Genomic DNA, 20,848 nt, shown 5'->3' with positions numbered 1-20,848 from the left:
ACCGCGAGCGGCCGGACGGACGGCAGGCAGGGCCCGGGAACCGCCGAGCTCCGGCTGTCGCCGCCCCTCTCCGGTGACCACGCACACGCGCCGCACCCGACAGCGCTGCCGGAAGGGGCGCCGACCTCCGTCGTCGCCGCCGAACACCCCACACTCCGCCGGCCCTCCGCCCGGCCGGGGCCTCAGGCGGAGTACCAGGTCGGCCGCCCGCCCGGCCGCACCGCGACGGCCCGGGGCTCGGGGGCCGGTTCGGCGTCGTTCCTTCCCGGGAAGCGTCAGCGCGGAGTCGGCTAGTTCAGGCGGAACACCTGGCGTTCCCGGTCCTTGTCGGAGGCGTAGTCGCCCTTGAGGGTGGCCACGTAGGTCCCGGGCCGCTTGGCGGTGGCCTCGGTGTCGCGGCAGTCCTTCCAGGACCGCTTGCGGTCCCAGGTGAAGGAGGTCTTCTCCGGGACGCCTCGCTCCAGTTCGACCTTGTTCTCGTCCTCGCGCACCGCGCAGTCGGCGGTGGAGAACACCCGGTCGTCGCCGGAGGTGACGCGCACCTCCATGTTCTCCGGGCCCAGGTCCACCGTGCAGGTCTGCTCGGCGGTGTTGACGGCGGTGACCTCGATCTTCGGCTTGGCGTCCCAGGCGTAGTCGCTCTTGTCGGTCTCCACCGTCACGACGACGTCGGAGGGGCGGCACGGGTCGCTCGCCTTCTTCGGCGCGGGGTACTCCTCGTCGGAGTCCTTCCCCCCGTCGCCCTTCCCGTCGTCCTTGGAGTCCGACCCGCCGGAGCCGGACCCGGATTCCCCGTCGCCGGAGCCGCCGGAGGAGTCGCCCTCGTCCCCGTCGTCCCCGCCCTCGTCGTCCCCGCTCGGCGATGTGCTGGGAGTGGGCGACGGTGCGACACTGGACGACGGCTCCGCCGAGGGCGAGGAGGACGCCTCCGGGGACGCCCCGGCCGCGTTCTCGGTGTCCGAGGCGGACGGGCGGCAGGCGTAGGCGATCAGCGTCACCACCGCCAGCAGGCCCACCAGTACGAAGACACGCCGCTTCCAATACGTCCCGGGGCTGACCGGTCCCGGGTGTCCAGCACTTGACGCCATGGGCGTAGTATTCCGGTTCCCCCGGCGTGTCACCTACTCAACCCGCCGTATTCCGGCCACGAATGGGCATGATCGACAACCCTTATTCCACCGCGGTCCTCGCCTGGTACGAACGGAACGCGCGCGACCTGCCCTGGCGCGCCGACGGGGCCTCCCCCTGGTCGGTGCTGGTCAGCGAGGTCATGCTGCAGCAGACCCCGGTCGTGCGGGTGCTGCCCGCCTGGGAGGCGTGGATGCGCCGCTGGCCCACCCCGGCCGACCTGGCCGCCGAGCCCTCCGGGGAGGCGGTGCGCATGTGGAACCGCCTGGGCTACCCCCGCCGCGCCCTCAACCTGCACGCGTGCGCTCGGACGATCACCGAGCGCCACGGCGGCGAGGTCCCCGACGACCACGCGGAGCTGCTCGCGCTGCCCGGGATCGGGGCCTACACGGCGGCGGCGGTGGCGAGCTTCGCCTACGGGCAGCGGCACGCGGTTCTGGACACCAATGTGCGCCGGGTTCTGGCCAGAGCGGTCACCGGTGTGCAGTACCCGCCCAAGGCCGCGACCCGGGGCGAGACGGCGCTCGCCGAGGAGCTGCTGCCCGAAAATGCGCCCACCGCCGTCCGCTGGAGTGTGGCCGTGATGGAGCTGGGGGCGCTGGTGTGCACCGCCCGCTCCCCCGCGTGCGCCGACTGCCCGATCGCCGACCGGTGCGCCTGGCGCGCCGCCGGGTACCCCGCCTATGACGGGCCGCCCCGCCGCGGCCAGCGCTACGCCGGGACCGACCGCCAGGTCCGCGGCCGCCTGCTGGCGGTCCTGCGCGCCTCCCCGGGGCCGGTGGACAAGCCCGCCCTCGACGCCGTCTGGGACGATCCGGTCCAGCGCGAGCGCGCCCTGGACGCGCTGATCGCCGACGGCCTCGTCGACCCCTTGGACGACGGCCGCTACGCCCTGCCCGGCTGAGCCCCGCCGCCCCCTCCGTCGTTGATCTCGGGAGAAAAGACGCTACCGGCGCGCTTGTAGGGGCGTTTCTCCCGAGATCAACGGGGATTCGGCCTACGGGTGCGGACGGGGGCTCGGCGGGGGCCCTGGATGGGGAAGTCGGCCGTCGCCGTCCAGGGCCCCCGTCGATCCGCCGCCCGCGCCGCTCCGGGGGGCGCCGTGCGCGTCCAGCCAGGCCGCCAGCTCGGCCGGCTGCATCGGCCGGGGCGCCGTGCGGCCCGGCTCGCGCGGGGCCGCCCACACCCACCGCGGGCGCCCGGAGGTGGCCGACTCCGCGCCGATGGCCCAGTCCCGGCCGTACCGTGCGCGCAGCGCGTCCAGCAGGGCGTGCACCTCCAGCGCCGCCGCGAGCTCGTCCCGGTCGGCCGCCTCCACCTCCTCGGTGCGCCCCGGCACCTCGGGATGCGGCCGGGTCGCGGTGTAGACCACCGCCCCGCTGTAGAACCCCCGCCGCGTGCCGAACCGCCACCCGGACCACCCCGCGTCCACCGCGCCCCCTCCCCGAGCCCGCCGACCGGACCGACCCCTCACGCGGCGGCGGGCCGCCGCGGTCCGGTCCATCCGGGGCACGACGCTAGGGCGCGGCCATTCCCGGCGTCCCCGAGGTTTCTTGAAATTTCTCGTGCTGGGCCCCGGAGGAGGTCAGGGGCCCGCCGGGCGCAGCAGGTCGCCCCGGATACGGGCGAGCAGCCGGTGCGCGGCGGCCTCGCGCACCGCCGCCGCGGACAGCGCCTCGAACACCGTCCGGTAGGGCACCACCGCCTCCGGGTCGTCCAGCCGCAGCTCGGCGCCGATCGTCTCGACCACCACCATCCGGTCGTCGAAGATCCAGAACCCGTGCGAGGGCACCACCCGCAGCCGCGCCCCGGCGGGCACCACCGCGATGTCCACCGACCGCATCCCCACCAGCCCGGCGATCCGGTCCAGCTGTCCGGCCATCACCTCCTCCGGGCAGATCAGCATCCGCAGCGCGGGCTCCCACATCAGCACCTCCACCCGGCGGTGCGGCTCGTAGAGCACCTCCTGGCGGCGGATCCGGGCGCGCACGCCCTCCTCCACGTCGGTGTCGGGCGCGCGGTGCAGCTCCACCGTGCGGCGGAGCATGTGCCGGGCGTACTCGGGGGTCTGCAGCAGCCCCGGCACGCACGCCGACTCGAACACCCGGATCCGCGCCGAGGCGCTCTCGTCCTGGCCGAACGCCCGCTGCCGGGCGCGCGTGCCCGCGGCGAGCTGGCGCCGCCAGCTCGCGTAGTGCGTCTCCATCGCGCGCCGCTGGGCGATGAGCTCCCCGGCCGCGCCGGGGGCGCCGCACGCCTCGGCCCATGAGCGCAGGTCGTCCCCGGTGGCGGTCTGCCGCCCGTGCTCCAGCTTGCTCACCTTGGAGGGCGGCCAGCCCAGCTTCCCGGCCAGGGAGCGGCCGGACAGCCCGGCGTCCGAGCGCAGCTCGCGCAGGCGCGTCCCGAGGGCGTGCCGCGCCGTCTGGTAGTCGTTCATCGGATCAGCGTGGACAGGTACCGGGTGTAGGGGAGCGCGTGGTGCCAGGCGGCGTCGCGCGCCCGGGCGGCCCGGACCACCTCCTCGGCCCCGCGGAGGAGCTCGGCGCCGGCGAACCGGTCCCCGTCGAAGCGCAGCCGGGCCACGGCCGCGCTGTCGAACAGCCAGAAGTCCTCGGCCGGCAGCTCGCGCACGACCGGATGGCCGCGGGGCAGGTACCGGATGTCCTCCCCCGCGGCCAGGTTGTAGGGGGTCCCCCACAGCTCCCACCTCAGGTAGTCGGAAGGGGGATCGTCGACCAGCCTGACCCGCTCCATGCGCTTGCCCTTCGCCGTCTCGGCCCGCACCAGCTCCAGCCACGGCAGAAACCACCCGATCCCCGGATCGCGCCCGGCGAGCCATTCCCGGTAGGGACGGTCCTCCTCGGCCACTCCGTAGGCCCGGCGCGTCTCCAGGCGCCAGGCCGTGAAGCGGCAGTCCCGGAAGAGCCTGTCGAGGTCCGGGCCCGGGGGGATCAGGTCCGCCACGTCACTCCTTCGGGGTGTAGCGGGTCAGGAGCTCACGGGGTACGACGACGAATTCTTCCCCTTCCAGGACATTCTTCACCTGCGCCAGGGCCTCGGGGTCGGTGAGCCGGCGGCCCTGCACGACGAAGTCGCCGCCGTCGGTCTCGTAGAGGCTGGGGCAACCGCTTCCCTGCGACGTGGTGCCGATGAACCTGAGCTTCATGTGCCCTCCCTGGCCCTGGTGCGTCGTGATCATCGTCGGCCAGCGGCACCGGGTGCGCCACCCCTTCGCCGAATCGGACACCGCACCGGCTTCGGGGCACGCGGCCGGATTTCGCCCCGCACACGGAAGCGGGCCCCGCCTCGGGTGAGGCGGGGCCCGCTCAGGCCGGTCGGGCGGGTGCGGCGGTGCGTGCCCGGCCGCTCTGCGGTCCGGCTACTCGGCCGATCCCGCGGCGGTCTCCTCCACCCGGGGGGCGTCGGGGACCGAGTCCGGCTTGGGCACGCCGGAGAAGGTGAACCGGGCGTCGGCGCCCTCGCCCTCGGCGTCGATCACCACGATCTGGCCGGGGCGCAGCTCGTTGTAGAGGATCTTCTCCGAGAGCTGGTCCTCGATCTCGCGCTGGATGGTCCGGCGCAGCGGCCGGGCGCCCAGCACCGGGTCGTAGCCGCGGGAGGCGAGCACCTGCTTGGCGTTCGGCCGCAGCTCCAGGCCCATGTCGCGGTCCTTCAGGCGGCTGTCCAGGCTGGCCACCATCAGGTCGACGATGTCGATGATCTCCTTCTCGGAGAGCTGGTGGAAGACGATGACGTCGTCGACGCGGTTGAGGAACTCGGGCCGGAAGTTCTGCTTGAGCTCCTCCTGGACCTTGGCCTTCATCCGGTCGTAGTTGGTCTTCTCGTCGTCCTCCTTGGCGAAGCCCATCGCCGCGCCCTTGGAGATGTCCCGCGTGCCCAGGTTGGTGGTCATGATGATGACCGTGTTCTTGAAGTCGACGTTGCGGCCCTGCGCGTCGGTGAGCCGCCCCTCCTCCAGGACCTGCAGCAGCGAGTTGAAGATGTCGCCGTGCGCCTTCTCGATCTCGTCGAACAGGACCACGGAGAACGGCTTGCGGCGCACCTTCTCGGTGAGCTGGCCGCCCTCCTCGTAGCCGACGTACCCGGGCGGCGAGCCGAACAGGCGGGAGACCGTGTGCTTCTCCATGAACTCGCTCATGTCGAGCTGGATCAGCGCGTCCTCGTCGCCGAACAGGAACTCCGCCAGCGTCTTGGACAGCTCGGTCTTGCCGACGCCCGAGGGGCCCGCGAAGATGAACGAGCCGCCGGGGCGCTTGGGGTCCTTCAGGCCCGCACGCGTGCGCCGGATCGCCTGGGAGAGCGCCTTGATGGCGTCCTCCTGGCCGATGACGCGCTTGTGCAGCTCGTCCTCCATGCGCAGCAGCCGGGAGCTCTCCTCCTCGGTCAGCTTGAAGACCGGGATGCCGGTGGAGGCGGCCAGGACCTCGGCGATGAGCTCCTCGCCCACCTCGGCGACGACGTCCATGTCGCCGGCCTTCCACTCCTTCTCCCGCTGGGCCTTGGAGTTGAGCAGCTTCTTCTCGTCGTCGCGCAGCGAGGCGGCCTTCTCGAAGTCCTGCGCGTCGATGGCCGACTCCTTGTCCTTGCGGACGTCGGCGATCTTGTCGTCGAACTCGCGCAGGTCCGGCGGGGCCGTCATGCGGCGGATGCGCATCCGCGACCCGGCCTCGTCGATCAGGTCGATCGCCTTGTCCGGCAGGAACCGGTCGCTGATGTAGCGGTCGGCCAGCTGGGCCGAGGCCACCAGCGCGCTGTCGGTGATGGAGACCCGGTGGTGCGCCTCGTAGCGGTCGCGCAGCCCCTTCAGGATCTCGATCGTGTGCGCGATGGTCGGCTCGTCGACCTGGATGGGCTGGAACCGCCGCTCCAGGGCGGCGTCCTTCTCCAGGTGCTTGCGGTACTCGTCCAGCGTGGTCGCGCCGATGGTCTGCAGCTCGCCGCGGGCCAGCATCGGCTTGAGGATGGAGGCGGCGTCTATCGCGCCCTCCGCCGCGCCCGCGCCGACCAGCGTGTGCAGCTCGTCGATGAACAGGATGATGTCGCCGCGCGTGCGGATCTCCTTGAGCACCTTCTTGAGGCGCTCCTCGAAGTCGCCGCGGTAGCGGCTGCCGGCGACCAGCGCGCCCAGGTCGAGCGTGTAGAGCTGCTTGTCCTTCAGCGTCTCGGGGATCTCGCCCTTGACGATCTTCTGGGCCAGGCCCTCGACGACCGCGGTCTTGCCGACACCGGGCTCGCCGATGAGCACCGGGTTGTTCTTGGTCCTGCGGGACAGGACCTGCATGACCCGCTCGATCTCGGAGTCCCGGCCGATCACCGGGTCGAGCTTGCTCTCCCGGGCGGCCTGGGTCAGGTTCCGGCCGAACTGGTCGAGCACCAGGGAGGTGGAGGGGGCCGACTCCGAGGAGGCCCCGGTGGCCTGCGGCTCCTTGCCCTGGTAGCCGTGGAGCAGCTGGATCACCTGCTGGCGCACCCGGTTCAGGTCGGCGCCGAGCTTGACCAGCACCTGGGCCGCCACGCCCTCGCCCTCGCGGATCAGCCCGAGCAGGATGTGCTCGGTGCCGATGTAGTTGTGGCCCAGCTGGAGCGCCTCGCGCAGGGACAGCTCCAGGACCTTCTTGGCGCGCGGGGTGAACGGGATGTGGCCGGAGGGGGCCTGCTGGCCCTGGCCGATGATCTCCTCGACCTGCTGCCGGACCGCTTCGAGGCTGATCCCCAGGCTCTCCAGAGCCTTCGCAGCCACGCCCTCACCCTCGTGGATGAGGCCGAGCAGGATGTGCTCCGTACCGATGTAGTTGTGGTTGAGCATCCTGGCCTCTTCCTGGGCCAGGACCACCACGCGCCGTGCGCGGTCGGTAAACCTCTCGAACATGTCTCGTCGCTCCTCACAGAGCGGTCAGGCAGGGGCGGAAGCTCCGACCCTCACGCTTTTCCGCTTTTCGGCCCTTCGGGGGGTGAAAGCCCTCGGAGGGCGCTGCCGCACCCGTCCCCGGCCGCCGGTGACCCGCCGGCCGGAGGACGCACCCGCATCGTCCGGTTGCCTCCGACCATCGTTGCCAGAGACTTTCCCCGACGATAGGGCGTTCACCCTCATCCAACTACCAATCGGGCCTTCGGTGTTCCGACTACGCCGCAAGCGAACGGTCCGCGTGCCCTCCGCTTTCGCGGGGCACGCGGACCGCCTGTGCATTCCTCGCAGATTTGCTCTGAGCGAACAGGGCCGCCCCGGGCGGCGCCGGACCGGGACTCCGGGTGCCTCGGGGGCACCGGAGCACCGGCCGCCGCGGGCCGGGCGCGGACGCGCCCGTCCGGCGCACGGCCGCACGCCGGCGCTCCCCGGGCCGGGTCGGACCCGACCGGGGAGGGTCCGCGTCCGGGGACTAGCGGCCCTGCGCCGCCTCGTACTCGGCGACGATCGCGGCCGGGATGCGGCCCCGCTCGTTCACCTGCTTGCCCTGGGCCTTGGCCCACGCCCGGATCTCGGCGCTGCGCTCACGGCTGGGCGCGCTGCGCTGCTGCCGCCGGCCGCCGCGCCCGGCCTTGGCCGGGGCCTTGCGCGCCGCCGACACGTAGGGGGCCAGGAGCTCGCGGAGCTTGGAGGCGTTGTCGGTACTCAGGTCGATTTCATAACTGGTTCCGTCGACCCCGAACGCGACCGTCTCGTCGGCCTCTCCGCCGTCCAGATCGTCGACGAGAAGCACCTGAACCTTTTGTGCCATGGATGTAGACCTTTCAGCAGTGCGGTGCGTCGGCACCTGAATATAAAGCTATCCGCCCCCGGGACGGAAGACAATTCTCCACGCGGCGGAAATCGCCGCCCCGCGCGGCACGGGCGGAAAAGATCGCCGCCGGGGCCGATTCGGGCGGGCAGCACGCCTCCCGCGGACCGCCATATCCCGGCCCGCGCGTGCCCGTTATCGCCCCCGCCGGGCCCGGCGCTAGTGCTCCGGCCCCTGCTCCGCCGGGGATTCCCCCTCCCCCGCGCGCGCACCGTCGTGCCCACCGGTTCCGGACGTGGACCCCGCGTCCTGCGGAGAGGTCGCGGACGCCTCGGCCCGGGCCCCGCCGACCGGCCTGCCGTCCGACGTCCGGGGAGCCATCTCCTTGCGGAGCAGCTTGACGACGAACGCACAGAAGACCGTCGCGACAACAGCAGGGGGGATCAGCGCCGACAAAACGTCGCCCATCGGACGCACACCCTTCCTTGTTGTTACTTTATGCAGCAATTACCCCACGGAGAGGGTCGGCGGCCCTCGGCCTCGGCCGTGCGCGGCGCGCACGCCCCGCGATACCCGGGATTGACGGGTGGGGACCCCGACATCATAGACACCCCGGCCGACCTACGGCGCCGCCGGCGGCGGCCGGGGGATAACGCGCCGCGCGGACGATGCGTTCCCGATCTCCCTTAACCGCGGGCGTCGCGGCCGATTCGAGGCCGAATTGACGACTCTTCGTAGCCTTTGGCCCCGCTGCCGTCACCGCCGGTATATCAGAGCCCTCCTCTCCCCCTCGACCCGGAGCGGGAACCGGGGGTGCGGGTTCTCCATGGCACCGGCAAGATTACCCGCCCCTTTACGCCCCCCGAACGCGGGTTCGCATATGGTGCTCCGGCGGCCCGGGGGTTGTGGGATGGTGGCACCCGGCGGCCGCGCGCGCCCCTCGCCGGCCGCTTCGGGATCCGCCCGCGCCCTGCCACTGCGGGCATTGGTGGGAAGGACCTGTCGTGGAGTTCCACGCCGATCTGCATATTCACTCCAAGTACTCGCGGGCGTGCAGCAGGGATTGCGACCTGGAACACCTCGCCTGGTGGGCCGCGCGCAAGGGCGTCGACGTGGTCGGCACCGGTGATTTCACTCACCCGGCCTGGCGCGAGGAGTTGCGCTCGCACCTGGTCCCGGCCGAGCCCGGCCTGTTCCGGCTGGCACCCGAAATCGAGCGGCGGGTGCTGCGCACCCTGCCCCCGGCGTGCCGCAAAGCACCGCGCTTCATGCTGTCGGTGGAGATCTCCACGATCTATAAAAGGGGCGAACGCACCCGAAAGGTGCACCATTTGCTCTACGCCCCGTCCATGGAGGCGGCCGAGGCGATCACCGCGGATTTGGCCCGCATCGGCAATCTCGCCTCGGACGGACGGCCCATCCTCGGCCTGGACTCGCGCGACCTGCTGGAGATCACCCTGTCCAGCGACCCGGGCTCCTACCTGGTCCCGGCCCACGTGTGGACGCCCTGGTTCGCCGTGCTGGGCTCCAAGTCCGGCTTCGACCGGGTCGAGGACTGCTACGCCGACCTGGCCGACCACGTCTTCGCAATCGAGACCGGGCTGTCCAGCGACCCGGCGATGAACTGGACCGTGCCCTCGCTGGACCGCTACACGCTGGTGAGCCACTCCGACGCGCACTCCCCGCCGATGCTCGCGCGCGAGGCCACCCGCTTCGACACCGACCTGGACTACTACGCGGTGCGGCGCGCGCTGGAGACCCGCGAGGGGTACCGGGGCACCGTCGAGTTCTTCCCCGAGCACGGCAAGTACCACCTGGACGGGCACCGCAAGTGCGGGGTGCGGCTGGACCCGGAGGACACGCGCGGCCACGGGGGCCGGTGCCCGGAGTGCGGGCGCCCGCTGACCGTCGGCACCGCCCACCGGGTGAGCGACCTGGCCGAGCGGCCCACCGGGTACCGCCCGGAGGGCGCGCCCCCCTTCACCAACCTGGTGCCGCTGCCGGAGATGGTGAGCGAGATCGTCGGGGTGGGCCCCAAGAGCAAGCGGGTCCGCGGCGAGGTGGACCGGCTGGTCGCCGCGCTCGGCTCGGAGCTGGAGATCCTCACCCGCAGCCCGCTCGACGAGGTGCGGCGGCACGGCGGCGAGCTGCTGTCCGAGGCGGTGGCCCGGCTCCGCCGCGACGAGGTGATCCGCGACGCCGGGTACGACGGCGAGTACGGCGTGATCCGCATGTTCCGCCCCGAGGAGCTGGCCTCCCCTGGCGAGGCCGCCCTGTTCGACCTGCCCGACGCCCCAGCCGCGCCGGCGGGCGCGAAGCGCGGCGCGAAGTCCGGCGCGAAGGACGCGGCACCGCCCAAGTCCCCGAGCCGGAAGGACTCCCGGGCCGGGACCGGACCCGGGACCGACGCCGCGGCGCCCACCGGCGAGGGGCCCACGGACGAACCCGCCCCGGAGGACGGCGGCGGGACTCCCCCCGAGGCCCCGCAGGCCGCCGCCCCCGCGCTCTTCCCCGACGGCCCCGCCGCCGAGGGCCCCTCGTCCCGGGGCCTGCTCGACGGGCTCGACCCCGAGCAGCGCGCCGCGGCCGAGCACCCCGACGGCCCGCTGCTGATCGTCGCGGGCCCCGGAACCGGCAAGACCCGCACCCTCACCCGCCGCATCGCGCACAAGGTCGCCGAGCGCGGCCTGGCCCCGGAGCGCTGCCTGGCCATCACCTTTACCCGCCGCGCCGCCGCCGAGCTGCGCGAGCGCCTGGAGGACCTGCTCGGCGCGCACGCCGACCCGCTCACCGTGACCACCTTCCACGGGCTCGGCCTGACGGTGCTGCGCGAGCAGCACGCGCGCGCCGGGCTCACCGAGCGCTTCGGCGTGGCCGACGCCGAGCGGGCGCTGGAGGTGGCGTCCGAGGTCGCCGGGTCGGCCGGGGCCGGACAGGCGCTGCTGGCCCGCCGGGACGCCGTCTCCGTGGACGGGGACGGGGCCCAGGAGCCCGACGAGGAGGTGGAGGCCTACCGCAAGCGGCTGCGCGAGCGGGACCTGGTGGACTTCGCCGACCTGGTCGCGCTGCCGGTGCGGCTGCTGTCGGAGGACCCCGCCCTGGCCGAGGCCTACCGGCGCCGCTGGACGTCGGTGAGCGTCGACGAGTACCAGGACGTGGACGGCGCCCAGTACGCGCTGCTGCGGCTGCTCAGCGGCCCGCAGGGGGACGTCACCGCGATCGGCGACCCCGACCAGGCCATCTACCGGTTCCGCGGCGCGGACGTGGGCTACTTCCTCCGGTTCGAGCAGGACCACCCGGGGGCCGCGGCGGTGCGGCTGTCGCGCAACTACCGCTCCAACGCCACCATCGTGGACGCCGCGGTCGCGGCCATCGCCCCGGGCTCGCTGGTGCCCGGGCGCGAGCTGCGCGCGGTCGGCGACTTCTCCGACCCGCCGCGCATCGGGGTGCACGCCGCCGCCGACGAGCGCGCCGAGGCCTCCTTCGTCGCGCGGGCGATCGACCGGCTGCTCGGAGGCACGTCGCTGCACTCGCTGGACAGCGGGCGCGCCGACGGTCAGGGCGAGGAGCTGTCCTTCGCCGACATGTGCGTGCTCTACCGCACCTCGGCGCAGGCCGAGGCGGTGATGAGCGCCTTCGACGCCGCCGGGGTGCCGTTCCAGAAGCGCACGCACGACCGGCTGTCGGCGCGGCCCGGGGTGCGGGCCCTGGCCGCCGAGCTGCCGCTCACCCCGGGCGAGGAGGTGGCCGACCGAGTGCGCACCGCCGCCGGAGCGCTGGCCGAGCGGCTCTCCGCCGACGAGGAGGCGGCCACCGCCGCGCGCACGGCGGGCGAGCTGCTGCTGCCCCTGGCCCGGCGGTGCGGGGGCGACCTCGACCGGTTCCTGGCCGAGCTGGCGCTGGGCGCCGAGGTGGACGCCCTTGACCCGCGGGCCGACCGGGTGTCGCTGCTCACCCTGCACGCGGCCAAGGGGCTGGAGTTCCCGGTGGTGTTCCTGGTCGGGTGCGAGGACGGCGTGCTGCCGTTCCGCTTCCCCGGCTCCGAGCGCGACCCGGAGGCCGAGGCGGAGGAGCGGCGGCTGTTCTTCGTGGGCCTGACGCGCGCTCAGCGGCGGCTGTACCTGTCCCGGGCCCGCCGCCGCACCCGGCGCGGGTCGGCGGCCGACAGCGCGCCCTCGCCGTTCCTGGCGTCGGTGCCCGAGGGCCTGACGATGCCGGTGGACGAGGAGTCGGCCGCCCGCCGCCGCCCGAAGGACCGCCAGCTGCGCCTGATGTGACCCCCCGGGCGGTGATCTCGGCGAAGGTGCCGTCGAACCCGGCGCAATGACAGCGCCTTCGTCGGGATCGACGGGATCAGCGGCGGGGCGTGCCCGGGGCGTCCAGGTGGAGCAGCATCCGGGTGTTGCCCAGGGTGTTCGGCTTGACCCGCTCCAGGTCCAGGAACTCGGCGACGCCCTCGTCGTAGGAGCGCAGCAGCTCGTCGTAGACGCGCGGGGAGACCGGCGTGCCCTGGATCGGGTCGAAGCCGTGCCGGGCGAAGAAGGCGGTCTCGAAGGTGAGGCAGAACACCCGGCGCACGCCCAGCTCGCGGGCGCGGGCCAGGAGCTCGCCGACGATGCGGTGGCCGATGCCGCGCCCCCGCGCCCGCGGGTCCACGGCCACGGTGCGCACCTCGGCCAGGTCCTCCCAGAGCACGTGCAGGGCGCCGCAGCCGACCACCGTCCGGGGGCCCGGCGGGGCCTCGCCCACGGCGGGGGCCTCGGCCAGTTCGGCGACGCAGAACTCCTGGACGTCCTCGTAGAGGGTGACGGTGCTCTTGGAGAGCACCCGCCGCTCGGGGCTGTAGGTGTCGATCAGCCCGCGGATGTGGGCGACGTCGCGGGTCCGGGCGCGGCGGACGGTGACGAGGTCCTCCCGTGCCCGCACCGGGTCCTGGGCGGGGTCCATGGTCGGCAACCCTAGCGCCTGCCGCAGGGCGGTGCCCGGCGCCCCGCCCGCGCCGCGGGGGCGGGGAGGGGGCGTCGGGCACGGCGCATCGCGGGTCCGGTCGGGTCGGCTCAGATCAGCTGCTTGCGGGCGGCCCACACGACCGCCTCGATCGGGGTGTTGACGCCGAGCTGGTCGCAGATGGCGCGCAGCCGGCGGCGCAGCGTCCGGGCGCTGAGCTCGAGCCGGCGGGCGGCGACGTCGGTGGTGACCCCGGTGGCGATCTCGGCGAGGAGCTGGATCTCGTCCTCGGTGAGGCTCTGTGCCGCGGGCAGGTGCTGTGCGGTGTCGCGGGGCGGCATCGCCGGGGCGGGCACCATCCCCCCGTCGCGCAAGTGGGCCGCGGGGGCCTTCACGGCACGCCGTTCGAGTGTTGCCTGTTCCACTCCGTCCTCCCTCATCCGTGGTGAGCGCGGAACATCAAGCCGCCGCAGCCCGAACCCGGGCGAGGGACCGCACCTGCGCTCTCCTGGCACATGGAGCGCAGGCTCAGCGGCACGCGGCCCGCGGTGCTCGGTCTGGGACGGACAGACCGGGCCGGGCACGCACGCCTGGGAAGGGACGGAGGACCGTTGGGCCGTCTCCGGCCATCCCCTCTCGCGTCGAACTCTTCTGCTGCGTCGGGCGCGCGGACAACTCCGCTCGCCTGGAAAACGCTAAGCGGCGGGAGAGAGGGCGTCAAGGTCTATCAAATCACCCTAAGCGACACCCCGGAGGCACATCGTGAGCACGCGCGTGCGCAGATCATTTCCCCGCCGGGGGTGACCTGCGCAAATAACCTTCGTGACCTGGGAGTCCTCTAGAGAGGGCGAACAGAGCGCCACCCGGCGCCCGCTCGGCGGCGCCGTCGCAGGTCAGCAAGGTGCCACCCGCTCGTTACATCACGATGGGGTAACAGTGCGCGACCGGGCGGGCGGCCCCCGCAGGGGGCGCCCGCCCGGACCGCCTCGCCTATGCCTCCGGCTTGACCAGGGGGAACAGGATGGTGTCGCGGATGTTGCGCCCCGTGAAGGCCATCAGCAGCCGGTCGATCCCGACCCCGACGCCGCCCGTGGGCGGCATGCCGTACTCCAGCGCCCGCAGGAAGTCCTCGTCCAGCTGCATCGCCTCGGGGTCGCCCCCGGCGGCCATGAGGGACTGCTCGGTGAGCCGGCGCCGCTCCTCCACCGGGTCCACGAGCTCGGAGTAGCCGGTCCCCAGCTCCATCCCGAACCCGATCAGGTCCCACTTCTCGGTGAGCAGCGGGTCCTCGCGGTGCTGCCGGGTGAGCGGGCTGGTCTCCACCGGGAAGTCGCGCACGAACGTGGGCCGCTCGATGGTGTGCTCGACCAGCTCCTCGAAGAGGTGCTCGACCAGCTTGCCCTGGCCCCAGGCCGGGTCGTACTCCACGCCCCTGCCGTCGGCCAGCTTGCGGACGCCCTCCAGCGGGGTGCGCGGGGTGACCTCCTCCCCGAGCGCCTCGGAGACCACGCCGTACAGGGTGACGTGCGGCCACTCCCCGGCCAGGTCGAACCCCTCCCCGCCGCGCGGCACCACGGTGGAGCCGAACGCGGCGCGCGCCGCCCCCTGGATGAGCTCCCGGGTGACCTCGGCCATCGTGTCGTAGTCGGCGTAGGCCTGGTAGAACTCCAGCATCGTGAACTCGGGGTTGTGCGTGGAGTCCGCGCCCTCGTTGCGGAAGTTCCGGTTGATCTCGAAGACCTTCTCGATGCCCCCCACGACCAGCCGCTTGAGGTACAGCTCCGGCGCGATGCGCAGGTACAGGTCCATGCTGTAGGCGTTGATGCGGGTGGTGAACGGCCGGGCGGTGGCCCCGCCGTGCACCTGCTGCAGCATCGGCGTCTCGACCTCGATGAAGCCCCGGTCGCCGAGCGTGTCGCGCACCGAGCGGATGGCCGCCGAGCGCTGCCGCACCATCTCGCGCGCCTCGGGGTTGACGATCAGGTCGACGTAGCGCTGCCGCACCCGCGCCTCGGGGTCGGTCAGGCCCTTGTGCTTCTCCGGCAGCGGGCGCAGGCACTTGGAGGTCAGCGCCCAGGAGTCGGCCATCACCGACAGCTCGCCGCGCCGCGAGGTGATCACCTCGCCCTCGATGCCGACGTGGTCGCCCAGGTCGACGTCGCGCTTCCAGGCGTCCAGGGACTCGGCGCCCAGCCGGTCCAGCGACATCATCACCTGGATGTCCCCGGAGTCGTCGCGCAGCGTGGCGAAGCACAGCTTGCCGCCGGTGCGGTAGAGCATGACGCGGCCGGTGATCGCGACCCGGTCCCCGGTCGCCGTGTCCGGCTCCAGGCCGCCGTGTTTGCGGCGGACGGCGCCGATCGCGTCGGTGCGGGGGTAGCCGACCGGGTAGGGGTCGACGCCCTCGGAGCGCAGGCGGTCCAGCTTCTCGCGGCGGACCCGCATCTGCTCGGGCAGGTCGTCGTAGGCTTCGTCCACGTCACTCACGCCCCCGATCCTATCGGCGCCCCCGCACTGCCCCTGCGCCCCGGAGCGGCCCGGGGCCGCCGCGCGCGCCTTCCGGTCAGCCCGTGTTGCGCTCGAAGACCAGGCGCAGGCCGACCAGGGTGAGCCAGGGCTCGTGCGCGTCGACGGTCTCGCACTCGGCGACCACGAGCGGGGCCAGCCCGCCGGTGGCGACGACGGTCACATCGTCGGCGCCGACCCCGGCGGCCGGGTCGGCCAGCTCGGCGGCCATCCGGTCCACCACCCCGTCCACCTGCCCGGCGAACCCGTACACGATGCCCGAGCGCAGCGCCTCGGCGGTGTTCTTGGCGATGACCGAGCGGGGCGTGGCGATCTCCACCATGTGCAGCTGGGCACCGCGCCGGGAGAGCGCCTCCACCGAGATGTCGATGCCCGGGGCGATGGCGCCGCCGATGTACTCGCCGCGGGCGCTGACCGCGTCGAAGGTGGTGGCGGTGCCGAAGTCCACCACCACCGCCGGGCCGCCGTAGAGCTTGACCGCCGCCAGCGCGTTGATGATCCGGTCGCCCCCGACCTCCTTGGGGTTGTCCATGCGCACCGGGATGCCCGTGCGCACGCCCGGCTCGACCACCACGGCGGGCACGCCGGGGTGGCGGCGCCGGAACATCTCGCGCATCTCGTGCATGACGCTGGGCACCGAGCAGCACATCGCGATGCCCTCGATCCCACCGGCCGCCTCCGAGGCGCCGATCAGCCCGGACAGCAGCACCGTCCACTCGTCGGCGGTGCGGTGGGCGTCGGTGGCCACCCGCCAGTGGTCGGCCAGCTCCTCGCCGCGGAACAGGCCGAAGACGGTGTGGGAGTTGCCGACGTCGATCGCCAGGAGCATTCGGGGGGTTCCTCCACTCGGTCGCGGGGTGCGGGTGCGGGGCCCGGTCACACCGGGCGCAGGTCCAGGGCGATGTCCAGGGCCGGGGAGGAGTGCGTCAGCGCCCCCACCGCCAGGAGGTCGACCCCGGTGGCGGCCACCTCGGCGGCCGAGTCCAGGGTCAGGCCGCCGCTGGCCTCCAGCCGGGCGCGCCCGGCCACCAGGGCCACCGCCGCGCGCAGCCGGTCGGGCGCGAAGTTGTCCAGCAGGATCTCCTCGGCCCCGGCCTTGAGCGCGGGCTCGATCTGGTCCATCCGGTCCACCTCGACCTCCAGCGGCACCCCGGGGAAGGCCGTGCGCACGGCGTGCACCGCCGCCTCCACCCCTCCCGCGGCCACCACGTGGTTGTCCTTGATCAGGGCGGCGTCCGACAGCGCCATCCGGTGGTTCTCGCCGCCGCCGCAGCGCACCGCGTACTTCTCCAGCGCGCGCAGGCCCGGGAGGGTCTTGCGGCTGTCCCGCACCCGGGCCCCGGTCCCGGCCACGGCGTCGGACCAGGCGCGGGTGGTGGTGGCGATCCCGGACAGGTGGGTGAGCAGGTTCAGCGCGGTGCGCTCGGCGGTGAGCAGGTCCCGGGTGCGGCCGGTGACGGTCATCAGCACGTCGCCGCGGGCGGCCCGCTGCCCGTCGGACGCGCGGCGCTCCACCCGCACCGCGCCCTCGGCGGCGAGCCAGAAGGCCAGCTCGGCCAGCGGCAGCCCGGCCACCGTGCCCTCCGCGCGCGCCACCACGTCGGCGGTGCTGACCTGGGCGGCGGGGACGGTCGCGGCGGTGGTCACGTCGATCCGCGCGCCGTGGGTCAGGTCCTCGGCCAGGGCGGTGAGCACGGTGCGCACGTGCGCCTCGGCGCTCGTGCGCCACGGCAGCACCAGTTCCGGGCGCTGTCCGGGCCCGGCCGACCCGGTGTCCCGGGCGATGGGCGCGCCGATCCCCTCGAGCTCGGCGCGCAGCCCCGGCGGCAGGGCGGCGTCGGCGGGGCGCTCCTCCAGGCGGGCCGACACGCCGTCGGCGGCCAGGGCCAGGCGGACCGGGCGCCCGCGCAGCCGCGGATCGGGGGCGGGGTGGTCGGAGCGCCGGTGGGCGCCACGGCTCTCCCGGCGCTCCAGGGCGGCCCGCGCCACCAGGACGGCGACGGTGGCCAGGTTGGTGGCCTCCCAGGCCTCCACGCCGGGCCGGGGCGGCGCGGCGGCGCCGCGGGCGAACATGGAGGCGGCGTGCTCGGCGATGCGCTCCAGGCCCTCGGCGTCGCGGAGCACGCCCGCGTGCCGGGACATCAGGGTGCGCAGCTCCTCCAGGCCGCCGGGGTCGGCGAGCGCGGCGGGGGCGCCGACCGGCGGCGCGGCCGGCGCGGCGGGCGCGGGCGGGTCCCCGGCCAGCCCGGCCGCGATGCGCTCGGCGAAGACGGCGCCCTCCAGCAGCGAGTTGGAGGCCAGGCGGTTGGCGCCGTGCACGCCGGTGCGGGCGTTCTCGCCGACCGCGTAGAGCCCGTGCACGGCGGTGCGGCCGTCGGCGCCGGTCTCCACCCCGCCGGAGGCGTAGTGGGCGGCCGGGGCGACCGGGATCGGCTCGGTGACCGGGTCGATGCCGTGCTCCCGGCAGGCGGCCAGGATGGTGGGGAAGCGGCGCTCCCACATGGCGGCGCCGAAGGCGCGCGCGTCCAGCAGCACGTGGTCGGCGCCGGTGGCGGCCATGGCGCGGGCGGCGGTGTCGGCGACCACGTCGCGCGGGGCCAGGTCGCCCAGCTCGTGCACGCCCTCCATGATGCGGCGGCCGTGCACGTCGGTCAGGAAGGCGCCCTCGCCGCGCACGGCCTCCGACACCAGCGGGCGGCGCCCGCGGGCGCCCGCCCCGGTCCACAGCACGGTCGGGTGGAACTGGACGAACTCCAGGTCGGCCAGGGGCGCCCCGGCGCGGGCGGCCAGCGCCGCGCCGTCGCCGGTGGACACCTCCGGGTTGGTGGTGGAGGCGAAGACCTGGCCCAGGCCCCCGGCGGCGAGCACCACGGCGGGCGCCAGCACCGCGCCGACGCCGTCGCGCTCGCCCTCCCCCATGACGTGCAGGGTGACGCCGCGCACGGCCGGGCCGCCGCCGGGGGCGGTGCCGGGCAGCGCGTCCAGGGCCAGGGCGTGCTCGACCACCTCGATGCGGGGCTCTGCGCGGACCGCGGCGACCAGGGCGCGGACGATCTCGGCGCCGGTGGCGTCGCCCCCGGCGTGCGCGATGCGGTCGGCGCGGTGCCCGCCCTCGCGGGTGAGCTGCAGGCCGCCGTCGGCGTCCCGGTCGAAGGCGGTGCCGGCGGCCACCAGCCGCTCCAGCGCGGCCGGGCCCTCGGCGGCGAGCACGTGCACCGCGAGCGGGTCGCACATGCCCGCCCCGGCCTCCAGGGTGTCGGCCATGTGCGCGACCGGGTCGTCGCCGGGGCCCACGGCGGCGGCGATGCCGCCCTGCGCCCAGCGGGTGGAGCCGGAGTCGAGCACGTCCTTGGTGACGAGCACGGCGCGGGCGCCGGGGGCGCGGCGGACGTACTCCAGGGCGGTGCTGAGGCCGGCGACGCCGGAGCCGATGATGACGGCGTCGGCCTCGACGGTCCACCCCGGGTCCGGGGCGGCGAGTCTGCCGGGGGGCGGTGCGGTGGTCACGGGCGGGCCTCCTCCTGGGCGGCGGTGCTCACAGGGTGAGCGGCACGTTGTCGATCAGCCGGGTGCTCCCGACGCGGGCGGCGACCAGCAGTACGGCCTCGCCGCGGTGGTCCGGCGGCACCTCGGCGAAGGTGTGCGCGTCGACCAGCGCCAGGTAGTCCAGCTCCACCGGCACGGGGTCGGCGGCCGCGGCGTCCAGGACCTCGCGGGCGGCGCCGAGGATGCCGACCGGGCCGGTGACCGAGGCGTCCGCCCCGGCCAGCAGCGCGCGGGAGAGCGCCAGGGCGCTGGTGCGCTCGACCTCGGACAGGTACACGTTGCGGCTGGAGGTGGCCAGGCCGTCGGAGTCGCGCACCGTGGGCACCCCGACCACGGTGGTGCCGAACGCCAGGTCGCGCACCATCCGCCGGATGGCGGCGAGCTGCTGGGCGTCCTTCTGGCCGAAGACCGCCACGTCCGGGCGGACCATGTGGAGGAGCTTGGCGACGACGGTGAGCACGCCGCGGAAGTGGCCGGGGCGGGAGGCGCCCTCGAGCACGTCGCCGATGGGGCCGGGGTCGACGGTGACGATCTGCTCGCCCGGGTACATCGCCTCGGTGCCGGGGGCGTAGACGACGTCGACGCCCTCCTCCGCGCAGGTGCGCAGGTCCTCCTCGAAGGCGCGGGGGTAGCGCTCGTAGTCCTCGCCGGGGCCGAACTGCAGCGGGTTGACGAAGACGCTGACCACGACCGCGTCGGCGCGCTCGCGGGCGGCGGCCATCAGTCCGCGGTGGCCGGTGTGCAGGGCGCCCATGGTGGGGACCAGGGCGGTGCGGCCCAGTCCGGAGCGGATCCGGGCCAGCTCCTCGGGGGTGCGGGCGACCGCCGGGGCGGCGCGGTCGGGTGCGGTCATGTCCGGAGTCCTCACGGTCGGAGCGGGGTGCGGTGGCGGGGGGCGGTCCTCACGCCTGGAGGACGTCCAGCAGGCGTTCGGCGTCGTGCGGCTTGAGCAGGCCCGCCTCCAGGGCGCGGTCGGCGGTGAGCCGGGCGAGGGCGACATAGGCGGAGACGCTCTCGGGGGCGTGCGCGCGCAGCTCGGCCAGGTGGCCCTGGACGGTGCGGGCGTCGCCGCGCAGCACCGGGCCGCTGAGGCCGTCGATGCCCAGCCTGAGGGCGTTGTCCAGGGCGGCGCCCAGCAGCGGGCCGAGCATCCGGCCGGGGTCGGGCACCCCGGCGGCGCGCAGCTGCTCCCGGCTCTCGGCGACCAGCGTGACCAGGTGGTTCGCTCCTCCGGCGAGGGCGGCGTGGTAGAGGGCGCGGCGGTCCTCGTCGATCCAGACGGGTTCGGCGCCCATCTCCACCACCAGGGCCTCGGCGATGGGGCGCAGCGGCTCGGGGGCGGTGACCCCGAAGCTGCAGCTCGCCAGGCGGTCCAGGTCCTCCGGGCGGCCGGTGAAGGTCATCACCGGGTGCAGCGCCAGGGGCAGGGCGCCCGCGGCGGTGGCGGGGGCCAGCACGCCGTGGCCGTGGCTGCCGCTGGTGTGCGCCAGCAGCCGCCCCTCCAGCGGGGCGCCGGTCTCGGCCAGGCCGCCGGCCAGGGGGCCGAGCGCGTCGTCGGGGACGGTCAGCAGCACCAGCTCACTGGCGGCGACCACCTCGGCCGGCTCCATCACCTCCGCGCCGGGGAGCCGCCGCTCCACCCGCGCGCGGGAGGCCTCGGAGACGGCGGTGGCCGCCACGACCCGGTGCCCGGCGCGCTCCAGGGCCGCGCCCACCGCCGATCCGACCCGCCCGGGGCCGATGACGCCGACGGCGAGCCGGGCCGGGCGGTCCCGCGTGTCGTCGCTTGCGCCCATGTCGGTCCTCACAACGGTGGCCTGCTCGGTTCCGGTCCCTGACGGGTACCGGACGCTGTCGGCCAAGCTTACTACGCCGTACGGGCGGGGCGGGCGGGCGGCCCAGCACACGGGGCCGCAGCGGCCCGGCGCCGGTTCCGCCCCGCGGGGCGCCACCGCGGGGAGGGG

General features: G+C 74.5%; 17 protein-coding genes. 2 read left to right on the top strand and 15 right to left on the bottom strand.

The window, feature by feature from the left end:
- Positions 1 to 290: 290 nt before the first annotated feature.
- Positions 291 to 1,088, bottom strand: a complete 798-nt coding sequence (locus O4J56_RS09275) for a hypothetical protein (protein ID WP_270685159.1) — start codon at positions 1,086 to 1,088, stop codon at positions 291 to 293.
- Between the two features lie 68 nt (positions 1,089 to 1,156).
- On the opposite strand from O4J56_RS09275, the gene O4J56_RS09270 reads away from it, so the two are divergent.
- Entirely contained in the window at positions 1,157 to 2,032 is an 876-nt protein-coding gene (locus O4J56_RS09270; protein WP_270685157.1) for an HhH-GPD family protein, read from the top strand.
- A 93-nt stretch (positions 2,033 to 2,125) separates the two neighbouring features.
- Here O4J56_RS09270 and O4J56_RS09265 read toward each other — a convergent pair whose 3' ends face one another.
- The 7 genes from O4J56_RS09265 to O4J56_RS09235 form a co-directional block, all read right to left on the bottom strand.
- Positions 2,126 to 2,560, bottom strand: coding sequence for a hypothetical protein (locus O4J56_RS09265; RefSeq protein WP_270685156.1), 435 nt, complete (start codon positions 2,558 to 2,560; stop codon positions 2,126 to 2,128).
- 153 nt (positions 2,561 to 2,713) lie between these two features.
- The gene (locus O4J56_RS09260) at positions 2,714 to 3,565 is read right to left on the bottom strand and encodes a helix-turn-helix domain-containing protein (protein WP_270685155.1); all 852 of its coding nucleotides are present in this window, start codon (positions 3,563 to 3,565) and stop codon (positions 2,714 to 2,716) included.
- Complete coding sequence (locus tag O4J56_RS09255; protein WP_270685154.1) at positions 3,562 to 4,092, bottom strand: DUF6879 family protein; 531 nt, start codon at positions 4,090 to 4,092, stop codon at positions 3,562 to 3,564. The genes O4J56_RS09260 and O4J56_RS09255 overlap by 4 nt, the downstream gene beginning before the upstream one ends.
- A gap of 1 nt (position 4,093) precedes the next feature.
- Entirely contained in the window at positions 4,094 to 4,294 is a 201-nt protein-coding gene (locus O4J56_RS09250) for a hypothetical protein (RefSeq protein WP_270685153.1), read from the bottom strand.
- 213 nt (positions 4,295 to 4,507) lie between these two features.
- Positions 4,508 to 7,018 carry an ATP-dependent Clp protease ATP-binding subunit gene (locus O4J56_RS09245; protein WP_270685151.1) on the bottom strand — a complete coding sequence of 837 codons (2,511 nt, stop codon included), beginning with the start codon at positions 7,016 to 7,018 and terminating at the stop codon, positions 4,508 to 4,510.
- Between the two features lie 508 nt (positions 7,019 to 7,526).
- A complete protein-coding gene (locus O4J56_RS09240; RefSeq protein ID WP_026123297.1) occupies positions 7,527 to 7,865 on the bottom strand; it encodes a histone-like nucleoid-structuring protein Lsr2 in 339 nt (112 codons plus the stop codon).
- A 219-nt stretch (positions 7,866 to 8,084) separates the two neighbouring features.
- Positions 8,085 to 8,333, bottom strand: a complete 249-nt coding sequence (locus O4J56_RS09235; RefSeq protein WP_270685149.1) for a hypothetical protein — start codon at positions 8,331 to 8,333, stop codon at positions 8,085 to 8,087.
- Positions 8,334 to 8,869: 536 nt separating this feature from the next.
- Between O4J56_RS09235 and O4J56_RS09230 the strand changes: the two genes are divergently transcribed.
- Positions 8,870 to 12,142, top strand: a complete 3,273-nt coding sequence (locus O4J56_RS09230) for a UvrD-helicase domain-containing protein (RefSeq protein ID WP_270685147.1) — start codon at positions 8,870 to 8,872, stop codon at positions 12,140 to 12,142.
- A gap of 76 nt (positions 12,143 to 12,218) precedes the next feature.
- Here O4J56_RS09230 and O4J56_RS09225 read toward each other — a convergent pair whose 3' ends face one another.
- The 7 genes from O4J56_RS09225 to O4J56_RS09195 form a co-directional block, all read right to left on the bottom strand.
- Entirely contained in the window at positions 12,219 to 12,812 is a 594-nt protein-coding gene (locus O4J56_RS09225; RefSeq protein WP_270685145.1) for an amino-acid N-acetyltransferase, read from the bottom strand.
- Between the two features lie 110 nt (positions 12,813 to 12,922).
- Positions 12,923 to 13,153, bottom strand: a complete 231-nt coding sequence (locus tag O4J56_RS09220) for a LuxR C-terminal-related transcriptional regulator (RefSeq protein WP_394296923.1) — start codon at positions 13,151 to 13,153, stop codon at positions 12,923 to 12,925.
- A gap of 649 nt (positions 13,154 to 13,802) precedes the next feature.
- Positions 13,803 to 15,299: a bifunctional lysylphosphatidylglycerol synthetase/lysine--tRNA ligase LysX gene (gene lysX, locus O4J56_RS09215; protein ID WP_270685144.1), complete on the bottom strand. Its 1,497-nt coding sequence runs from the start codon at positions 15,297 to 15,299 to the stop codon at positions 13,803 to 13,805.
- A gap of 76 nt (positions 15,300 to 15,375) precedes the next feature.
- The gene (locus O4J56_RS09210) at positions 15,376 to 16,167 is read right to left on the bottom strand and encodes a type III pantothenate kinase (protein WP_270685143.1); all 792 of its coding nucleotides are present in this window, start codon (positions 16,165 to 16,167) and stop codon (positions 15,376 to 15,378) included.
- 47 nt (positions 16,168 to 16,214) lie between these two features.
- Positions 16,215 to 18,845, bottom strand: coding sequence for an L-aspartate oxidase (locus O4J56_RS09205; protein ID WP_270685142.1), 2,631 nt, complete (start codon positions 18,843 to 18,845; stop codon positions 16,215 to 16,217).
- A 28-nt stretch (positions 18,846 to 18,873) separates the two neighbouring features.
- Complete coding sequence (gene panC / locus O4J56_RS09200) at positions 18,874 to 19,737, bottom strand: pantoate--beta-alanine ligase (protein ID WP_270685141.1); 864 nt, start codon at positions 19,735 to 19,737, stop codon at positions 18,874 to 18,876.
- A gap of 49 nt (positions 19,738 to 19,786) precedes the next feature.
- Positions 19,787 to 20,680, bottom strand: a complete 894-nt coding sequence (locus tag O4J56_RS09195; protein ID WP_270685140.1) for a Rossmann-like and DUF2520 domain-containing protein — start codon at positions 20,678 to 20,680, stop codon at positions 19,787 to 19,789.
- Positions 20,681 to 20,848: the final 168 nt, after the last annotated feature.

The sequence above is a fragment of the Nocardiopsis endophytica genome, from assembly GCF_027706725.1.
Lineage (GTDB): Bacteria > Actinomycetota > Actinomycetes > Streptosporangiales > Streptosporangiaceae > Nocardiopsis_A > Nocardiopsis_A endophytica.
The sequence above is the reverse complement of the archived record's forward strand: the minus strand, read 5'-3'. Positions and strand labels throughout refer to the sequence as shown.